Source organism: Halovivax sp. (assembly GCA_007119345.1).
Classification (GTDB): domain Archaea; phylum Halobacteriota; class Halobacteria; order Halobacteriales; family Natrialbaceae; genus Halovivax.
In genome coordinates, this window is sequence record SKPV01000075.1 from 1 (window position 1) to 17686 (window position 17686).

General features: G+C 70.2%; 14 protein-coding genes. 8 read left to right on the plus strand and 6 right to left on the minus strand.

Going from position 1 to position 17686, the window contains the following annotated elements; all coding sequences use genetic code 11:
• The coding region (locus QZT59_RS05300; protein WP_290812408.1) for a hypothetical protein at positions 1 to 181 on the plus strand (181 nt) is incomplete at its 5' end.
• 528 nt (positions 182 to 709) lie between these two features.
• Positions 710 to 1486 carry an enoyl-CoA hydratase/isomerase family protein gene (locus QZT59_RS05305; protein ID WP_290812411.1) on the plus strand — a complete coding sequence of 259 codons (777 nt, stop codon included), beginning with the start codon at positions 710 to 712 and terminating at the stop codon, positions 1484 to 1486.
• A gap of 66 nt (positions 1487 to 1552) precedes the next feature.
• Here QZT59_RS05305 and QZT59_RS05310 read toward each other — a convergent pair whose 3' ends face one another.
• Together QZT59_RS05310 and QZT59_RS05315 are read right to left on the minus strand one after the other, a co-directional pair.
• Positions 1553 to 2311, minus strand: a complete 759-nt coding sequence (locus QZT59_RS05310) for a hypothetical protein (RefSeq protein ID WP_290812414.1) — start codon at positions 2309 to 2311, stop codon at positions 1553 to 1555.
• Between the two features lie 277 nt (positions 2312 to 2588).
• Positions 2589 to 4385 (minus strand): acyl-CoA synthetase, encoded by a 1797-nt coding sequence (locus QZT59_RS05315; protein WP_290812423.1) that lies wholly within the window; start codon positions 4383 to 4385, stop codon positions 2589 to 2591.
• A gap of 313 nt (positions 4386 to 4698) precedes the next feature.
• On the opposite strand from QZT59_RS05315, the gene trpB reads away from it, so the two are divergent.
• A complete protein-coding gene (gene trpB / locus QZT59_RS05320; protein WP_290812426.1) occupies positions 4699 to 5853 on the plus strand; it encodes a tryptophan synthase subunit beta in 1155 nt (384 codons plus the stop codon).
• A 150-nt stretch (positions 5854 to 6003) separates the two neighbouring features.
• Here the strand turns inward: trpB and QZT59_RS05325 are convergent, their stop codons facing one another.
• Positions 6004 to 7041 (minus strand): alpha/beta hydrolase, encoded by a 1038-nt coding sequence (locus QZT59_RS05325; protein ID WP_290812429.1) that lies wholly within the window; start codon positions 7039 to 7041, stop codon positions 6004 to 6006.
• A gap of 260 nt (positions 7042 to 7301) precedes the next feature.
• Between QZT59_RS05325 and kynU the strand changes: the two genes are divergently transcribed.
• Complete coding sequence (kynU, locus tag QZT59_RS05330; RefSeq protein ID WP_290812432.1) at positions 7302 to 8657, plus strand: kynureninase; 1356 nt, start codon at positions 7302 to 7304, stop codon at positions 8655 to 8657.
• 173 nt (positions 8658 to 8830) lie between these two features.
• On the opposite strand, the gene QZT59_RS05335 is transcribed toward kynU, so the two are convergent.
• Both QZT59_RS05335 and QZT59_RS05340 read right to left on the minus strand, forming a co-directional pair.
• On the minus strand, positions 8831 to 8956 hold the full coding sequence (locus QZT59_RS05335; protein ID WP_290812435.1) for a hypothetical protein: 126 nt from the start codon (positions 8954 to 8956) through the stop codon (positions 8831 to 8833).
• Between the two features lie 89 nt (positions 8957 to 9045).
• On the minus strand, positions 9046 to 10209 hold the full coding sequence (locus QZT59_RS05340) for an indoleamine 2,3-dioxygenase (protein WP_290812437.1): 1164 nt from the start codon (positions 10207 to 10209) through the stop codon (positions 9046 to 9048).
• 240 nt (positions 10210 to 10449) lie between these two features.
• Here QZT59_RS05340 and QZT59_RS05345 point away from each other — a divergent pair, with 240 nt between their 5' ends.
• From QZT59_RS05345 to QZT59_RS05360, 4 genes are all read left to right on the plus strand, one after another.
• Complete coding sequence (locus QZT59_RS05345) at positions 10450 to 11352, plus strand: LLM class flavin-dependent oxidoreductase (RefSeq protein ID WP_290812440.1); 903 nt, start codon at positions 10450 to 10452, stop codon at positions 11350 to 11352.
• On the plus strand, positions 11349 to 13742 hold the full coding sequence (locus tag QZT59_RS05350; RefSeq protein ID WP_290812443.1) for an FAD-dependent monooxygenase: 2394 nt from the start codon (positions 11349 to 11351) through the stop codon (positions 13740 to 13742). The genes QZT59_RS05345 and QZT59_RS05350 overlap by 4 nt, the downstream gene beginning before the upstream one ends.
• Positions 13743 to 13850: 108 nt before the next feature.
• A complete protein-coding gene (locus QZT59_RS05355; protein WP_290812446.1) occupies positions 13851 to 15326 on the plus strand; it encodes a hypothetical protein in 1476 nt (491 codons plus the stop codon).
• Between the two features lie 135 nt (positions 15327 to 15461).
• Positions 15462 to 16625, plus strand: a complete 1164-nt coding sequence (locus tag QZT59_RS05360) for an acyl-CoA dehydrogenase family protein (RefSeq protein WP_290812449.1) — start codon at positions 15462 to 15464, stop codon at positions 16623 to 16625.
• 233 nt (positions 16626 to 16858) lie between these two features.
• On the opposite strand, the gene QZT59_RS05365 is transcribed toward QZT59_RS05360, so the two are convergent.
• The gene (locus QZT59_RS05365) at positions 16859 to 17536 is read right to left on the minus strand and encodes a YqjF family protein (protein WP_290812452.1); all 678 of its coding nucleotides are present in this window, start codon (positions 17534 to 17536) and stop codon (positions 16859 to 16861) included.
• Positions 17537 to 17686: the final 150 nt, after the last annotated feature.

A 17686-nucleotide genomic window follows, 5' to 3' on the forward strand; every position in this document is an offset into this window, starting at 1 on the left:
GACCGTCGAGGGCGCCCTCGGCGACCAGACGCTCACCCTGCTGCCGACGGATCCCGAGGATCCCGGCTACGAGTTCGAGGTCCCCACGATGATGGGCGCCCGCCGGAGCGCCGAGTTCGAGGTCCACGACGACCACGTCGACCTCTTCTACGAGCGCAACCGGCTGCACAAGCGAGACTGAGACGCCGACGCCGGAATCGGGTACTTGCGATACGCCTCGCCAGGCGACGAGAACACCCCGATCAGATTCGACCCGGAACCCTCCTCCCATCGCGTCCTGGAACCCATTCAATGGACGAACCCCTCCTCCCCCCGCGTCAAATGACCCGGTCGGTGGACGAACCCCTCCCCCCGCGTCTAATGACTCGGTCGGTGGACGAAACCCTCCCGACTCACCGGGACGAGCTGATCCCGGACGCGATCGTCGATCGGCCGGATCGCTTCGTGCTTCGGGTGCGGTTCGACGAGGGTGTGGAACCCGTCCACGTCGGCGACCCCGGCGCTTCCGGTCGAGCTCGCGCCGGGCACCGAGATACGGATATACCCGAGGAACTGACGGCCTGAGATCGAACCGATCGGCGACGGCACCGGCCGCGTCGACGAGGTCCACCGACGGCGACGGCACCTCGCGATCGACGCGGTCCACCGACGGCGACGGCACCTCGTGATCGACGAAACTTCTACGGTTCCCGCCGTCGACGCCACGGGCATGGTCAACGCCGCGTTCGCCGTCGAAGACGGGGTCGGGACGATCGAACTGCGCCGCCCCGAGGCGTTGAACGCTGTCGACCTCGAGACGAAGGCGGCGATCGTCGAGCGCCTCCGCGAATGGGGAGACGACGATCGGGTTCGCGTCGTCGTCTTCGAGAGCGAAGGGGACGTCTTCTGTGCCGGCGGTGACGTCGGGGAGGTTCGCGAGCGCGACTACGCGCTGGAGCCGTTCACCGACAGCTGGGAGGTACTGTTCGAGGCGATGATGGGGCTCGGCAAGCCGACGGTCGCGCGGGTCGACGGCTACGCCCTCGGCGGCGGCTTCGATCTCCTCTTGCACGCCGACATCCCGATCGCGGCCGACGACGCCCGCCTCGGCCAGCCCGAGGTCGGCCTCGGCATCGTGAACCACTTCTCGCCGCCGATCCTGCAGGAGACGGTCGGTCTCACGAAGACCCTGGATATGCTGCTCACCGGCGAACCCGTTTCCGGTCGGGAGGCCGCCGACCTCGGACTCGTCGCCCGGAGCGTCCCGACCGAGGAGCTCGACGACGAGGTCGAGGCCGTCGTCGACGCCCTGCGGGAGAAGCCGCCGGAGATCCTCCGGAAGCTGAAGGACGGCATCTACGCGACGGCGGAGATGTCCCCGCGGGCGAGTCGGTCGTACCTGGAAGCGGTCGCCCTCGAGAGCGCCCGCGAGGAGCCCTACTACGAGGAGGGCGTGCGAGCCCACCTCGAAGATCGAGACCCGGAGTGGGATCGAGACCCGGAGTGAGAGCGGGAGTGAGGACGCCGTCTCCGGGCGCCGAGCCGTCCCCGAATTCGTCCCCGTATTCGCGACTTACTCGGCGACCGAGCCCGTCGTCGTCGCGTCGGTCGCCTGCCGTTTCTCCACCGACGCGAGGCGGCTCAACCGGTGATCGACGTCCGACCTCCCGTCGACGACGATGCGGACCTCGTCGCCGTCGATCGTGTGGATCGTGAGCTCCTTCTCGTGCACCCGATCGAACTCCAGCCCGTCGTGAGCGTTCTCGTTCCGGGCGGCGCGGTCCGAGAGGGCCGCCGTGGCGAGCGTCGCGACGAGCAGGGCGGGCACGACGACGCGCGAGACGTACGCGATCGTCGCGACGAACGCCAGGAGCGCGATCGCGCCCGCGAGGACGCCGCCCGCCACCAGCTCGCGGTCGACCGGGCCCCGGTGGCGCCGTCGGCGGACGTACTCGAACCCCGCCGCCCCCATCACGGCCGCGAGCGCGAGGGAGATCCCGATCAACCCGCCGTTCGGTCGCGCTTGCGCGGCGTAGAGCAGCCCCAGCGTGAAGGCGAGCACGGCGAGCACGGCGCCGCCGAGGGACACTAGGCGCGAGTCGATCCCCTCGAACGTGAGTCGCGAGCGGGACCAGCTCCGGATCGAGCAGATCGACCCGTAATCGACGTCGACGAGCTCCCCGTCGTCGGAGAGACAGAGGACGCGACGATCCGTGAGCGCGATCGCGACCCGGCCGCCGGCCGAGTCGTCGACGACCCGACCCGAAGCGACGTCGTGCAGCGGTTCGTCGGGAACGAGGTGGGTCCGAAGTTGCCGTTCGTCGGGGACCATCGCGTGGCAGGTCCATTTAGAACGGGAAAGTAAGCCGCTCCATTACCGTTGGATCCGTGCGGACCCGATCCCGGCCCTCCGGCGGCGGCGACCGCCGTCCGCGATCGGCGTCCTCACGCGATCGGGCGCCTGCTCGACCGTCGTTCCCCGCACGCATGCCCGACCGACGTTCCCCGCACGTCTGCCCGACCGACGTTCCCCGCACGCCTGCCCGACCGTCGTTCTCCGGGCACTCGACTGACGGCCGATCCCTGGACGACGATTCGAACGAGGGGATTCAGGCCGAGGCCGCGTCCCCACCCTCTCGCTCTCGTTCGCGGAGCGTCGCGCGCTGGATCTTACCGGTTTCCGTCGTCGGGAGGTCGTCGACGTACTCGATCTCGCGAGGATACTTGAACGGGGCGATGCGGTCTTTCACGTGCGCCTGCAGCCGCTCGGTCAGGTCAGCGGTCCCGTCGTGACCCTCCTCCAGGACGACGAACGCCTTGACGAGCTGGCCGCGCTGCTCGTCCGGACTGCCGACGACGGCGGCCTGGTAGACCTCCTCGCGCTCGAGCAGGACGTCTTCTACCTCGGGGCCGGCGACGTTGTGCCCGCCCGTGACGATGAGATCGTCCCACCGGGAGACGTACTCGAAGCGACCGTCCTCGCGGTGGACGTACACGTCTCCCGGCGCGCTCCAGCCGTCGAAGATCGCCTCCCGCTGTTTCTCGGGACGGTTCCAGTAGGTGACGCCGGTGGGCCCGCGGACGAGCAGGAGGCCGGGCTCGCCCCGCGGGAGCTCCTCGCCCGTGTCCGGGTCGATCACCTTCGCCTCGTACCCGGGCACCGGAACGCCCGTCGCGGTCGGGTCCATCTCGTCGTGGTAGCGGTGGCTGATGAAGATGTGCAGCATCTCCGTCGAGCCGATCCCGTCCGAGGCGTCGACGCCGAGGTACTCCCGGATCTGCTCGAAGGTCTTCGGCGGGAGGGGTTCGCCGGCGCTGACCGCCCGCCGGAGCGACGAGACGTCGGCGTCGGCGAGCAGGTCCTCGTGCTCGGCGAACAGCTGGTTGTACGCGGTCGGCACGGACGCCAGGATCGAGACGTCGTGGGTCTCGACGGCCTCGAGGAGCTTCTTGGGCGTCGGATCCTCCATCAGCACCGTGGTCGCGCCGAACCGGAGCGGGAACGCCACCTCGAACCCGTAGCCGAACGTGAACGCGATCGGCGCGTTGCTCGCGAAGACGTCGGCGGGGCCCGGGTCGAGACAGTACCGGGCGTAGCCGTCGCAGATGGCGAGCAGCTGTCGGTGGGTGTGAACGGTCCCCTTCGGCTCCCCGGTCGTCCCGCTCGTGTAGGCGATCATCGCGAGATCGTCCCGGCACGTTTCCGGCGCGATGGCATCCGGGCTCGCGGCCTCGACCAGGTCGTCGTACGAGCGGTGCTCGACGGCCGCGTCGCCGGAGCGGTCGTCGCGGTCGACCACGACCACCTCCTCGAGCGTCTCCAGCCCGTGCTCGTCGCGGGCGATCTCGAACTCCTCGAGCAGGTCGTCGTAGACGATCGCGACCGAGGCCGCCGCGTCGTCGACGACGTAGGCGATCTCGTCCGCGCGCAGCAGCTTCATCGACGGGACGGTGATCGCGCCGATCTTCTGGGTCGCGAGACAGCAGACGACGTACTCCGGACGGTTGGGAAATCGCACGAAGACCCGATCGCCGGGCTCGACGCCGAGCGCCAGCAGGGCGTTGGCCGCCCGATCGACCCGGCGGCGGAGTTGCTCGTACGTGATCGTGCGGGGCCCTCGCGGGTCGCTTCGCTCGCGGTTCGCTTCGCTCTCCGTTCGCGTTTCCGAGGTCATCGCCTCGCCCGGACCTCGCTCTCGCCCCCCGCTCGGATCGTCCGAATCACGGCGCGCTTCGCTGTCCCCGAACACGATGGCGGGTTCGTCGCCGCGTCCCGCCTCGACGTGCCGGTCCACCATCTCGCAGGCCGCGTTGAGGTCCTCGGGGTAGTGCAGCTCCGGCAGGGCGTGGAACAGGTCTGGCTCGTGCTCGTCCGGGAGGTACCCGTCGGGGATGGCGTCCTGCATATGGCGGGGTGTTATCACACCCCTCGCAATAATTGTACCGCGAAGTTTTTGATGATCGACCACCGATCGGCCAAATACGGGGGCGGAAATCAGGGGATTGCTGGGAACGGTGCACGATCGCAACATTCTGATGCCCGCTGCACGGCGCCGCCCCTCCTTTGCCACTAGTTGGCATCGTCGGCCGAACCCGTTCGCCGACGCACGGATCGGACCGCGAACGGACGACGAACGGCCTCGTCGCGCCGATCCCGACGGCGTCGCGTGCCACGAGATAACGTATATTTATACCACGAGCTATGGTTACCCCGTTCGTATGTCGAGCGGCGAATTCGGCGAGTACGGCGGTCGGCACGTCCCGGAACCCCTCGAGGAGCCACTGGAGCGGCTCGCGAACGCCTACGACGAGATCGGGCGCGGCGAGGCGTTCCAGGCGGAGTTTCGCGACCACCTCGAGGCCTACGCGGGTCGACCCACCCCGCTGTACTACGCGGGGAACCTGAGCGACCGGTACGGCGCCGACATCTTCCTCAAGCGCGAGGACCTGCTCCACGGCGGCGCCCACAAGATCAACAACTGCCTCGGCCAGGCCCTGCTGGCGAAAAAGGCCGGCCGCGAGCGCCTGATCGCCGAGACCGGCGCCGGTCAGCACGGGACGGCGACCGCGATGGTCGGGGCGCTGTTCGGCCTCGACACGGAGATCTACATGGGCAAGAAGGACGTCGAGCGCCAGCGGATGAACGTTTTCAGGATGCGCCTGATGGGCGCGGACGTCACCGAGGTCACCCGCGGGGGCCAGGGGCTGGCCGACGCCGTCGACGCCGCCCTCGAGGACCTCGTCGAGAACGTCGATCACACCCACTACCTCGTCGGGAGCGTCGTCGGCCCCGACCCCTTCCCCCGGATGGTCCGGGACTTCCAGAGCGTCATCGGCGAGGAGGCCCGCGAGCAGTTCATCGAGCGGACGGGCGAGCTGCCGGACGCCGCGGTGGCCTGCGTCGGCGGCGGCTCGAACGCGATGGGGCTGTTCCACGCGTTCAGGGACGACGACGTCGCGTTCTACGGTGCGGAGGGCGGCGGCGAGGGCGCCGACTCGACGAGGCACGCCGCCCCGCTCGCGACGGGCACGGACGAGGTCATCCACGGGATGAAAACGCGCGTCATCGACGAGGACGTCGAGGTTCACTCCGTCTCCGCGGGCCTCGACTACCCCGGCGTCGGCCCCGAACACGCCATGTTCCGCGAGGTCGGCCGCTGTGAGTACACCGGCGTCACCGACGAGGAGGCGCTCGCGGCGTTCCGCGAGCTCAGCGAGACCGAGGGCATCATCCCGGCGCTCGAGACCAGCCACGCCGTGGCGCGGGCGATCCAGCTGGCGGAGGAGGGCGCCCACGAGACGATCCTCGTGAACCTCTCCGGGCGCGGGGACAAGGACATGGAGACCGCGGCGGAGAAGTTCGAGTTCGCGTGAGCGCCGACCCGGCCGAGCGCGCGACGACGACGGCCGTTGAGAGAGACGGCGGCGGGGCCGACGGGACCGTCCACGAGGCGTCGGTCGCGCCCCTGTCTGCAGAGACGGCGGCGTCGCCGGCGGCATTCGGTCCGGCGCCGGACGCGGAGGTCACCCCAGCCGAGCCCGAATCCGCTCCGCCAGCCCGTCCATTGCCGCGTCCGCGCGCTCGACGTCGTCGGTGAGACTGAGGAAGCCGTGGGACAGCGTCGGATAATGGTCGTGATCGACGGGCACCCCGCGATCGGCCAGCTTCGCCGCGTACGCCGCCCCTTCGTCCCGCAGGACGTCGAAGCCGGCGGTCAGCACCGTCGCCGGCGCGACGCCCGAGAGGTCGGGCGCGCGAAGGACGGTGGCGTACGGGTTGTGCTCGTCGACCGGACTCCGGAGGTACTGGTCCCAGAACCAACGCACGTCCGCCTCGGTAAGCAGCGGGCCGCCGCCGTGCTCGCGATAGGCGTCGCGGTCGAATCGGCGGTCGGTCATGGGGTAGAGGAGGAATTGACCGGCGAGGGCGGGAGCGTCGCCCCCGAGGTCGTCAGTTGCCCCGTCGCGCACGCGGAGGGCCGTCGCTGCGGCGAGGTTCCCGCCCGCGCTCGTCCCGGCCACACCCAAGCGGTCGGGATCGCCCCCGAGGTCGCCAGCGTACCCGCTCGCCCACTCGAGGGCGGCGTACGCGTCGTCGACGGCGGCGGGGAACGGGTGCTCGGGCGCCAGTCGGTAGTCCACTGAGAGCACCAGGCACTCCCCGCGGGCGGCGAGCTCCCGGCAGATGTCGTCGGCCGAGTCGAGCGTGCCGAGCGTCCAGCCGCCGCCGTGACAGAAGACGAGCGTCGGCGGGTTCTCGGCGTCCGGGCGGTAGACCCGGATCGGCAGCTCGCCGCCGGGTCCGTCGATCCGCAGGTCCCGGACGGTCCGCAGTTCCGGCCCCTCGCCCGCGGAGAACACCTCGTCCTCGATCCGCCTGGCGCTCTCGACCGACATCGCGTGCCAGGGCGGGACGCCGGCCGCCTCGATCTCCTCGACGACGGCCGCGAGCTCGGGATCCAGTTCGTCCGCGGTGGCCGCGCCGTCGGGCGCCTCGTCCGCGGGCGGGGCGTCGCGACCCGTCCCGTCGACGCCGACGCCCGCCTCGCTCCGATCGTCCATACCCGCACATCGTCGAACTGGTAGTTGAGTCCACCGCCGTCGGACGGGCGGACCACCGTCCACCGTCGCTGGTCCGGCGCCCGTCGGCGGTGATCGAGATTCGCCGTCGCAGGTCCGGCCTCCGTCGGCGGCGATCGAGGTTCGCCGTCGCAGGATCGCCGTCCGTCGTCGCTGGAACACCGTCCCTCACCGGTGGACCGCCGGCCCCGGCGCCGCGAGCCGTCGAAACGTTCCTGTGGGTCGCCGTCGAGGGTCGATCCATGGACGAGGACGGCGACGCCGGCCGCGAGCACCGAACCGGGGCGGAGTACGCCCGCGAGCGAGACCGCGAGGATCCGCTGGCGCCCTTCCGCGAGCGCTTCGACGTCTCCGACGAGCGCTACATGGACGGCAACTCGCTGGGGCCCATCTCCGACGCCGCGGAGGACGCCCTGGAGCGGGCGGTCGAGGGGTGGCGGGAGCTGGGGATCAGGGGCTGGACGGAGGGCGAAGAGCCCTGGTTCTGGTACGGCGAGCGGCTGGGCGACGAACTCGCGCCGCTCGTCGGCGCGGACGGATCGGAGGTCGTGGTCGGGAACTCGACGACGGTGAACATCCACACGCTGATCGGCACCTTCCTGGACCGCGCGGAGCGAAGCTCCGCGGAAGAATCGAGCGGGGCCAACCCGCGAGATCGACGGGGATCCGACGAGCCGCGGGGCGTCCTCGTCAACGAGCTCGACTTCCCCACCGACCACTACGCCATCCGATCCCAGCTTGGCCAGCGCAGGCTCGACCCCGACGAGCACCTCCACGTCGTCGAGAGCCGCGACGGGCGCACGATCGACACCGAGGACGTCGTCGCCGCGATGGACGAGCGGGAGGTCGGCATCGTCTTCATGCCGTCGGTGCTCTACCGCAGCGGCCAGCTGTTCGACCTGGCGCGCATCACCGAGGAAGCCCACGAACGGGGGATCCTCGCCGGCTTCGACCTCGCACACTCGATCGGCGTCGTCCCCCACGAGCTCTCGGAGATCGGCGTCGACTTCGCCGTCTGGTGCGGCTACAAGTACCTCAACGCCGGCCCGGGCGCCGTCGCGGGACTGTACGTCAACGAGCGCCACTTCGGCGAGACGCCCGCCCTCGCGGGCTGGTGGGGCCACGACAAGGAGACGCAGTTCGAGCTGAACCTCGAGTTCACCCCCGCCGACGACGCCGGCGCCTGGCAGATCGGCACCGTCCCCGTCTTCAGCGCCGCGCCGCTGTTCGGCTCGGTCGAGATCGTTCGCGAGGCCGGCATCGACGCCGTCCGCGAGAAGTCCCTCGACCTCACCGCCTACCTGATCCGCCTGACCGACGAGGTCCTCGCCGACCGCGGCGTCTCGGTCGGCTCACCCCGCGAGCCCGACCGGCGCGGCGGCCACGTCGCCCTCGAGCACCCCGAGGCCCGGCGGATCAGCGAGGCCCTCCGGGACCGCGGGGTCGTCGTCGACTTCCGGCCCCCGAACGTGATCCGGGTCGCCCCGTCGCCGCTGTACGTCGGCTACGAGGACGTCTACCGGGTCGTCGCCGCGATCCGAGAGATCATCGACGAGGGCGTCTACGAGCGCTACGAGACGGCGGGGGACGTTACTTGACGACGAGACGCCGGACGAGGGCACCTGACGACGAGACGCCGGACGAGACGCCGGACGAGGGCGCCTGACGACGAGACGCCGGACGAGGGCGCCTGACGACGAGACGGCGGGCGAAGATACGTGGCGACGCCTCTTGCCGGCGCGGCCGCGGCCAGCGCTCGCCAACGGCCGGCCTACGGTCCGATGTTCTCTTCGGGAACCTCCTCGCCGCAGTTCGGGCAGGTGCCGTGGGGCTCGGAGCCGGTGTGCGTCCAGGTCTTCCCGCACTCGTGACAGGTGAGTTCGCGCTGTTCGGTCATCGGGTGACGCCACCACGTCGAGGCGTATTCCGCTTGGGCCGTCGCTTGCCGAGATCCGACGGGTGGTGGAAAACGGTGCCGCCCGCGCCTCAGAGCATCTGGGCCTCCGTCTCCGCGGTCATCTCGCGCAGGAACCGCACGTAATCGGTGCCGCCGGTCCCGGTCGTGTCGCCGGTGACCTCCCGGATGTACTGGATCACCTGACCGAAGTGGACCTCGCGGAAGGCGGCGAGTTCCTCGACGCAGCGGTTGTACGCCTCGCGCAGGTCGCGGCGGTCGGACGCGGCGACGTACGGCTCGACGTCCGGGCCCGCGTCGAAGGCGTCGATCACCGTCCGGTGGGTCGCGGGCATGTAGCTGCGCATGTCGAACAGCTTCTCGATCAGGGCCGTCGAGGCGTGGTCGATCCCGAGCGCGGCGTCGATCGACGGGAGCGCGGAGCTCTGGGCGCCCGAGCCGCCGCGGTAGGTCCGGGGGGTGCCCTCGAACGCCTCGACGCCCTCGTAGACGAGCTCGTCGAAGCCTTCGTAGTAGGGACGATACCGGTTGGCGAACGCCTCCGGATCGTTCCCCTCGGTCATCCGGCGCATGATCGCCGTCTGGGCCTCGAGGGAGTCCGCGACCGTTCCGAGGGACCCCACGAGAGCGTCCGGTTCGTCCTCGCGAACGGCGCGCTGGGCTCGCGCACACGCCCGAAGGGCGGCGCCGGCCCGCGCTTCGATCGCGACGTGGATCACGACGAACCACCGCTCGTCGTCGAGCGCGGTGAACCGCTGGACGGCCTCCAGGTTCTCGGGGTCGAAGCCGGCCGCCGGATCCCGTCGCTTCCAGTTGTGCAGGCAGAGGACGTCGTAGGAGAGGATCGGCTCGCGTTCGAACCGCCGGGAGGTGCGGTAGAGCGGAACGGCGGCCCCCGCCGGCAGCCGGTCGACCGGGTCGGCGCCCAGTTCGTGGACGTACGCGCTCGCGAAGAAGCCGCAGAGCATGCAGAGGCGGGTCGCTTCGCGATCCGTCAGCACACCGAACGTCCCGTCGGGCGGCGTTTCCAGGCCCTCGACGGCCGGTCTGAAGGTGCCCTCGTCGATGCGCTCGGGGAGTTCGGCCCCCAGTCGGTCGACGGCCCGGAGGTACTCGGCGACCGACGGTTCGTGCCCATCGACGTCGAACCTGGCCGGCGGGTCCGCCTCCGGCAGGAAGCCCCGTTCGGCCGAGATAGCGTGGTGATCGAGGACGTCCGCCGTCGATCGCGACATCGGAGACGGCTATCACGCGGAACCAGAAGAGTATTTGTCCGCTTTCGAACACATCAGCGGACGGATCCGGGGAGCGATCCGGGTCGCCGTCGTCCGACCCCGATGTTCGGCGATCGGATGCCACACGTTGGCATGGTCGTCGAGTTTCGTCGGTTGTCGTCCGAATATCGGCCCCAGAACGCGCGATGTTGCCACACGCTCACCATCAGGTATACGTGAACGCGTGTGGAGCGTGGCCGCATGAACGTCGGAATCGGGCTCCCGAACACCGTCGGGGGCACCGACCAGGACGCACTCCGGGACAACGGCGGGGACGCGCTCGTGGGCACCGACGAGGACGCGCTGCTCCGATGGGCGAGACGGGCCGAGGACGGTCCGTTCGCGAGCCTGGGAGTCTTCGACCGCCTCGCCTACCGGAGCACGGAGCCGCTGACGACGCTCGCCGCGTGCGCCGGCGCCACCGACGAGATCGGGCTGGCGACGTCGATCGTCGCCGGACCCATTCGCCGGACGGCGGTTCTGGCGAAGGAGGCGGCGACGATCGATCGGCTCAGCGGCGGCCGACTCGTCCTCGGGCTGGCTCTGGGCGCGCGCCGGGACGACTACGAGGTCGCCGGCGTCGACTACGACGGGCGCGGTCGGCGGTTCTCCCGACAACTGCACGAACTCCGGGAGCACTGGCACGACGACGAGTTCGGACCCCGACCCGCTCGCGAGGGCGGGCCGCAGCTGCTCGTCGGCGGCGACAGCGACCCCGCCTTCCAGCGGGTGGCCCGCTACGCCGACGGGTACGTCCACGGCGGCGGCCCGCCCAGGGCGTTCGAAAAGCGGGCGGATAGCGCGCGGGCGGCCTGGGCCGAGTGCGGTCGACCCGGCGAGCCCGACCTCTGGGGGCACGGCTACTACGCGCTGGGCGAGGCGGCCGCCGAGCGGGGCCGCGAGTACCTGCTCGACTACTACGCGTTCACCGGCCCCTTCGCCGAGCGGATCGCCGACAGCCTGCTGACGACGCCCCAGGAGGTCGTCCAGTTCGTCCGCGGCTACGCCGACGCCGGTTGCGACGAGCTCCTGTTGTTCCCGACCGTCGCCGAGGAAAACCAGTACGACCGCCTCGAGAACGTCCTCGAGACGGAGCGGTGGTGAGATCCGTGCGGGTGAACGTCGTCGGAGGCGGCCCCGCCGGCCTGTACGCGAGCCTCCTGCTGCAAACGGAGTTTCCGGACTGGGAGCTGTCGGTCTACGAGCGCGACCCCGCCGACAACACCTACGGCTGGGGCGTCGTCTTCTCCGACGCGACGCTGTCGAACCTCAAGGAGGCCGACGTCGGGTCACACGAACGGATCACGAACGCGTTCGTCCGCTGGGATCCGATCGATATCCACGCGGGGGACGAGTCCCTCCGGTGTGGCGGCCACACCTTCGCCGGGATCATGCGGGGAGACCTCCTCGGCATCCTCCAGGAGCGGTGTCGGGACGTCGGCGTCGACCTGCACCACGAGGTCGCCGTCGACGATCCCGCCGAGTTCGCGGCGGACGCCGACCTCCTGATCGGCGCCGACGGGCTCAACAGCACCGTCCGGGAAACCTACGCGGACGCGTTCCGGCCCGACGTCAGCCACGGAAACGCGAAGTTCGCCTGGTTCGGCACCGCGAAGCCGTTCGACGTCTTCACGTTCGTCTTCCGAGAGAACGAACACGGCCTCTGGCGGGTCCACGCCTACCCCGGACGGATGAGCACCTTCATCGTCGAGTGCACCGAGGAGACCTGGCGCGCCGCCGGCATGGACGAGAAGGGCGAGGACGAGGCGCTCGCGTACTTCGAGGACCTCTTCGCGGACGTCCTGGGCGAACACGACCTCCGCGCGAAGCTCTACGCCTGGCGCAACTTCCCGGTCGTCGAATGCGACTCCTGGACCCGCGGCGACGACGTCGTCCTGCTGGGCGACGCCGCCCACACCGCCCACTTCACCGTGGGTTCCGGAACCAAGCTCGCGATGGAGGACGCCATCGCCCTCCTGGAGGGGTTCCGCGAGCACGGCGCGGACGTCACCGCGGCGTGCAACCGGTACGAGAAGGAGCGCCGGCCCCGCGTCGAGGCGCTCCAGCGCGCCGCCGAGCGCAGCCGAACGTACTTCGAGAACGTCGAGCGCTACCGGCACCTCCCGCCGCGGCAGTTCGCGTACAACCTGCTGACCCGGAGCGGCCGGATCTCGCACGTGAGCCTGAAGCGCCGGGACGCCGAGTTCGCCGACCGCTACGAGCGGTGGTTCCAGCGGGTCGCCCCGACCGCGGACGGACCCGAACGCGGCGACCGCGCCGCGGCGGACGTCGAGGATCCGAGCGTGGTGCAGGGCGACGGCGGGCCGGCGGGCGGCGCCGGGTCGGGCGTCAACGGCGAGGCCGGCGTCGGCGGCGAGGACGGTGTCAGCGGCGAGTTCGATGTCGACGGCGGGTTCGACGTCGGCGGCGAGGACGGTGTCGGCGGAGAGGACAGCGTCGACGGCGAGTTCGACGTCGGCGACGGATTCGGCCTCGAACGGCTCGACCCCGTCGCCGCCCGCCCGCCGGCCCTTCAGCAGCTGGCGCTGCGCGGCGTCCGCGTCGACAACCGCCTGGCGGTCACCGGGCCGCCGAGTCACGAAGCCGTGGACGGCCTGCCCAACGACGCGTACCTGGCGGACCTGGCGGATCGCGCCGCCGGCGGCCCGGGCCTGCTCCTCACCGATCCCGTCGCCGTCTCCCCGGAGGGTCGGATCACGCCGGGGACGCCCGGACTGTACGACGACGACCAGGAGGCCGCGTGGGCCGCACTCGTCGACGAGGTTCGCGAGCGGTCCGACGCCGCGGTCGGGATCGAACTGGTCCACGCGGGGCGGCGGGGATCGACGCGTCCCCGCGACCGCGGGCTGGACCGTCCCCTCCCGCCGGACGAGCGCTGGGAGCTGTACGCACCTTCGGCGACGGCCTACGCTCCCGGCGGTCCGGAGCCGATCGCGATGGACGACGAGGACTGCGAGCGGATCCGCGAAGACTTTCGCCGCGCAGCCGAGCGGGCCGCGGCGGCCGGCTTCGACTACGTCCAGTTGCACGCGGGTCACGGCTACCTGCTCTCGTCGTTCCTCTCGCCGCTGACGAACGACCGCGAGGATCGGTACGGGGGCTCCCTCGAGGACCGGATGCGGTATCCGCTCGAGGTTTTCGAGGCCGTCAGGGAGACCTGGCCGGTCGAGAAGCCCCTCGGCGTCGCGCTCCAGGCGACCGACTGGAACCTGAACGGCCTGAAGACCCGGGAGTCCGTGGAGGTCGCCGCGGCCCTGCGCGAGCGGGAGTGCGACCTGCTGTCGATCGTCGCCGGGCAGGCGACGATCCGCGAGCGCCCGCGGTACGACCCAGCGGTGCTCGCGGATCTCACCGAGAAGTTCCGCAACGAGGTGCGGGTGCCGGCGCTCTCGACGCACTACGTGAGGAGCTACGACGAGGCGAACACGCTCGTCGCCGCCGGCCGGGCGGACCTGTGTACCTTCCGCGGGTGAGGACGATCCGACCGGCGGGAGTGCGCGCGACGAGCGCGGCGGCGCTTTCGGTGAAACGCGCGTTTCACCGTTCAGGAGGCTTATGCCAAGACGCCGATCAGTCCCGGCATGGACCGACGGAACTTCCTCGCCGGGACGACCGGCGCGGCCGCGCTGCTCGCCGGTTGTTCGACCGGATTCGCGACCGACGACGACGAGGACGGCGATGATGCGAACCCGAACGGATCGGCCGAGGAGTCGAACGACGGAGGGAATCCGACACTCCCCGACGGACCGGAGGCCTCGCCGACGGTCGTCGACTTCAAGACGGCGTCGCTGACGGCGACGGTCGCCGACGATCACGTCTCGACGGCCGACCGTTTGCGGGTGAGTCTCGACTTCGTCGAGCCGGCCACCCCGGACGGACCGGCTCGCCTCGCGGCGGCCGTCTACAACGGCAAGTCCTTCGAGCAGACGTTCCGGCTGCGACGGACGCTCGTCTTCGACGATCCCGCGCGGGCGAGAAACGACGACCGGGATTCGATCTACCTCGTTCCGACGGAGGCGACGCCGCCCGCGGAGACCGTCCCCGACCTGACCCGCGACGAGAAGGGGCGCTGGCGGGTCGCGAGTCTGCGAGACGAGTGGTACCCGAAGACGTGGACGCTCGGCCCCGACGAGGAGCTGACGGCCGAACTCGCCCTGGCGGCCCACCCCGACGAGGGGAATTCGCCGATCGTGCCCGGTCGATACGAGTTCGCGCGGCGAGGGAACGCGGTCGCGATCGCCGTCTGGCCGACCGACGAACCCGGCCCCGACGGCGACTCCGGGTTCGCGGACGCCGACCCGCCGACCCTCCCGAACGAGGACGGCGAGATGGCCTGGTACCACCAAGCCGGGCCCGGGACCGAGACGTACCTGGAGCCGAGCGCGGAGGCGATCGAGGCGCCGGGAACGATCGAGTTCGCGTTCGTCAACCGGTCGCGCGAGGCGGCCTCGGGGAATCCCGGCTACTGGCGGCTGTACAAGCTGGTCGACGACGAGTGGTACCCCGTGGCCCCGTGGGAGTGGGTCCAACCGCTCGAACACGTCGGTCCGGGGAGCGTCCGCGAGCGACGTCTGCACTGCTATCACGGCGATCCGATCGAAACCACCGAGGCCCGGACCGTCGGCCACCTCGGCGGCGGTCGGTACGCCTTCGCCGTCGGCTACGCCGTCGCGGACGAGACCCACGCCGCGATGTTCGACCTCGAGGCGCCCGAACTCTCGGTCGGGGCCGAAGAGGACGCGACGGTCGCGGACGAGGGCGACCGGATCGTCGTCGAACTCCCGAACTACGAGGGCGCGCGGCGACCGGCCACGTTCACCGCGACCCGGACGGACGAAGCCGGCGAGCGGCTGCTCCCGGAACAGCTCCCGCGGCGGCCCCAGCGCGCGTTCCGCAACTCGCTGGCGCTGTTCGAACCGGGCGTCGAGCGCGTCGAGGTGAAGACCGACCGCGGAACGGCGCTCCGTCCGTTCGGTTACGAGGAGAACGAGACGCGACCCGTCGAGTACCGCGGCGAGGCGTTCGAGGTAACCGGCGTCCTCGAACCGGACGACTAGCTCGATCGTGAGCGAACGCGCGACCCGCGACGGGGAAGCGAGTCCGTCCGGTCGCAACCGGTAACCGATCCGGACGGTAGCGATTCGTGTGAGTACATAGGAGGGCTTTTGACCACGCTCGCCGCATGCACGGGCATGCTCGATTACGTGAGCCTCGAGGACGACCTCGAGGGCGAGGAGCGGATGATCCGCGACACGGCGCGGAAGTTCGTCGACGACGAGGTGCGCCCGGTGATCGCCGAGCACTTCGAGAACGGCACCTTCCCCACCGAACTGATCCCCGAGATGGGCGAACTCGGCTTCTACGCGCCAAACCTCGACGGGTACGGCTCGCCGAACGTCTCCGAGACGGCCTACGGCCTCCTGATGCAGGAGCTCGAGGCCTGCGACTCCGGCCTGCGCTCGATGGCCTCCGTCCAGGGCGCGCTCGTGATGTACCCGATCCACGCCTACGGGAGCGAGGACCAGAAAGCGGAGTGGCTCCCCCGACTCGGCGAGGGGACGGCCGTCGGCTGCTTCGGTCTCACCGAGCCCGAGCACGGCTCGAACCCGTCGGGAATGGAGACGCGAGCGGAGCGGGACGCGGACGGCTTCGTGCTCAACGGCTCGAAGACCTGGATCACCAACTCCCCCATCGCCGACGTCGCCGTCGTCTGGGCCAAGGACCGCTCGAGCGAGGGCGATCCCGTCCGGGGCTTCCTCGTCGAGACCGACCGCGACGGCGTCGCGACGAACAAGATCGGCGAGAAGATCTCGCTTCGCGCGTCGATCACCGGCGAGATCGGCCTCACCGACGTCCGCGTCCCCGAGGAGAACGTCCTCCCCGGCGTCGAGGGGATGAAGGGGCCGCTCTCCTGTCTGACGCAAGCGCGGTACGGCATCGCCTGGGGCGCCGTCGGCGCCGCCCGCGACTGCTTCGAGACCGCCCGCGACTACGCCATGGACCGCGACCAGTTCGGCGGCCCGATCGCGCGCTTCCAGCTCCAGCAGGGGAAGCTCGCGGAGATGGCCACCCAGATCACGACGAGCCAGCTGCTGGCTTACCGCCTCGCGGAGCTCAAAGAGCGAGGCGACCTCCGCCCCCAGCACGTCTCGATGGCCAAGCGCAACAACGTCCGGATGGCCCGCGACCAGGCCCGGGTGGCCCGCGAGATGCTCGGCGGCAACGGCATCACCCTCGACTACTCGCCGATGCGCCACATGGCGAACATGGAGACGGTGTACACCTACGAGGGGACCCACGACATCCACACGCTGATCCTCGGGCAGGATCTCACCGGGATTCCGGCCTTCGAGTAACCCGGCAGGGTTGCGAGAAGCCCCGAAATCGCGGTGATTGACCGGCATTCCCGCCTTCGAGTGACACGACCCGGGGAGTGCGGTCACGGGAGCGCTGCGCATCGCCGGTCGCCCGGGAACGACGTGGGTGGCTTCAGTGCCGAGAGACCTCGCACGGTGACCGTTCGGTAGCTTCGCGAGCCTGCCCTCGCTTTGTGTCGGGGTCATCGATACGGAAGGCGTAGCGACGAGCGTCACTGCCGACGGATCCGACTGGCTCGCACGTCGATCGACCTCCCGAAGGACAGCAGCGGTTCTCCCTCCGGCTCGTCGAAATCGTTGGCTCGGAAGAGACCGTTGGCCTCGATCTCGGCCCACGCGGGGGCGAGGCGCCACGGCTCGTGATCGATATCTCCGTAGTAGAGTCGTTCTCGAGCGTCTGCCGTATAAAACCGGTATCGCTGGGTGAGAAACGCTTCGAGCGAGTCGGGGTCGGGCGTGCGGAAGGAACCGTCGGGACCGTACCGACCGTCGAATCTGGCTGCAGGCGCCCCGGAGGTCCGGCGGCGACTTCGAAACCAGACGGTTCGGTCCGTTCCACTGCCCCGCGTTTCGATCTCCATCGTCGCCCGATAGTACGGCAATCGAAACAGCGAGCGAGCGATGGCGACGCCGAGGAAGTCGTCGGCATCGAGATTGAAAAAGTAGACGCCCGGCCTCCCGTCGACCGTCACGTAGGTCCGCAGGTTGAGTTCTCCGAACGACAGTCCGATCGGTACGCCCGTCAGTCGGATGTCGTCCATGACGAACGGAACCACACCGAGGTACGCGTCGGTCTCGTACGTATCGACTGTCACCCCGTCGGGCAGCCGTCGGTCGACCGTTTCGGGCTCGACACGCCAGTGGGCAAAGAGCAGATCCAGCCACCGCATCGTCACGATCGCTCGCACGGTCGTCCGTTGGAGCCAGTCCCGTTTCGGCGTGTCGGTGCCGGCAGGCGGCGTGTTCGATAGGACTCCCGATACCACCGTCCGGTGTTCTGGTCGTCGGTCGAGCGGAGAGTACCGGACCGATTCCGCCGC

What these genes read in the sequence shown, in the direction of transcription:
- QZT59_RS05305 (WP_290812411.1), top strand. Translation starts at nt 710, where the DNA reads ATGGTCAACGCCGCGTTCGCCGTCGAAGACGGGGTCGGGACGATCGAA.
- QZT59_RS05310 (WP_290812414.1), bottom strand. Translation starts at nt 2,311, where the DNA reads ATGGTCCCCGACGAACGGCAACTTCGGACCCACCTCGTTCCCGACGAA.
- QZT59_RS05315 (WP_290812423.1), bottom strand. Translation starts at nt 4,385, where the DNA reads ATGCAGGACGCCATCCCCGACGGGTACCTCCCGGACGAGCACGAGCCA.
- trpB (WP_290812426.1), top strand. Translation starts at nt 4,699, where the DNA reads ATGTCGAGCGGCGAATTCGGCGAGTACGGCGGTCGGCACGTCCCGGAA.
- QZT59_RS05325 (WP_290812429.1), bottom strand. Translation starts at nt 7,041, where the DNA reads ATGGACGATCGGAGCGAGGCGGGCGTCGGCGTCGACGGGACGGGTCGC.
- kynU (WP_290812432.1), top strand. Translation starts at nt 7,302, where the DNA reads ATGGACGAGGACGGCGACGCCGGCCGCGAGCACCGAACCGGGGCGGAG.
- QZT59_RS05335 (WP_290812435.1), bottom strand. Translation starts at nt 8,956, where the DNA reads ATGACCGAACAGCGCGAACTCACCTGTCACGAGTGCGGGAAGACCTGG.
- QZT59_RS05340 (WP_290812437.1), bottom strand. Translation starts at nt 10,209, where the DNA reads ATGTCGCGATCGACGGCGGACGTCCTCGATCACCACGCTATCTCGGCC.
- QZT59_RS05345 (WP_290812440.1), top strand. Translation starts at nt 10,450, where the DNA reads ATGAACGTCGGAATCGGGCTCCCGAACACCGTCGGGGGCACCGACCAG.
- QZT59_RS05355 (WP_290812446.1), top strand. Translation starts at nt 13,851, where the DNA reads ATGGACCGACGGAACTTCCTCGCCGGGACGACCGGCGCGGCCGCGCTG.
- QZT59_RS05360 (WP_290812449.1), top strand. Translation starts at nt 15,462, where the DNA reads ATGCTCGATTACGTGAGCCTCGAGGACGACCTCGAGGGCGAGGAGCGG.
- QZT59_RS05365 (WP_290812452.1), bottom strand. Translation starts at nt 17,536, where the DNA reads ATGCGGTGGCTGGATCTGCTCTTTGCCCACTGGCGTGTCGAGCCCGAA.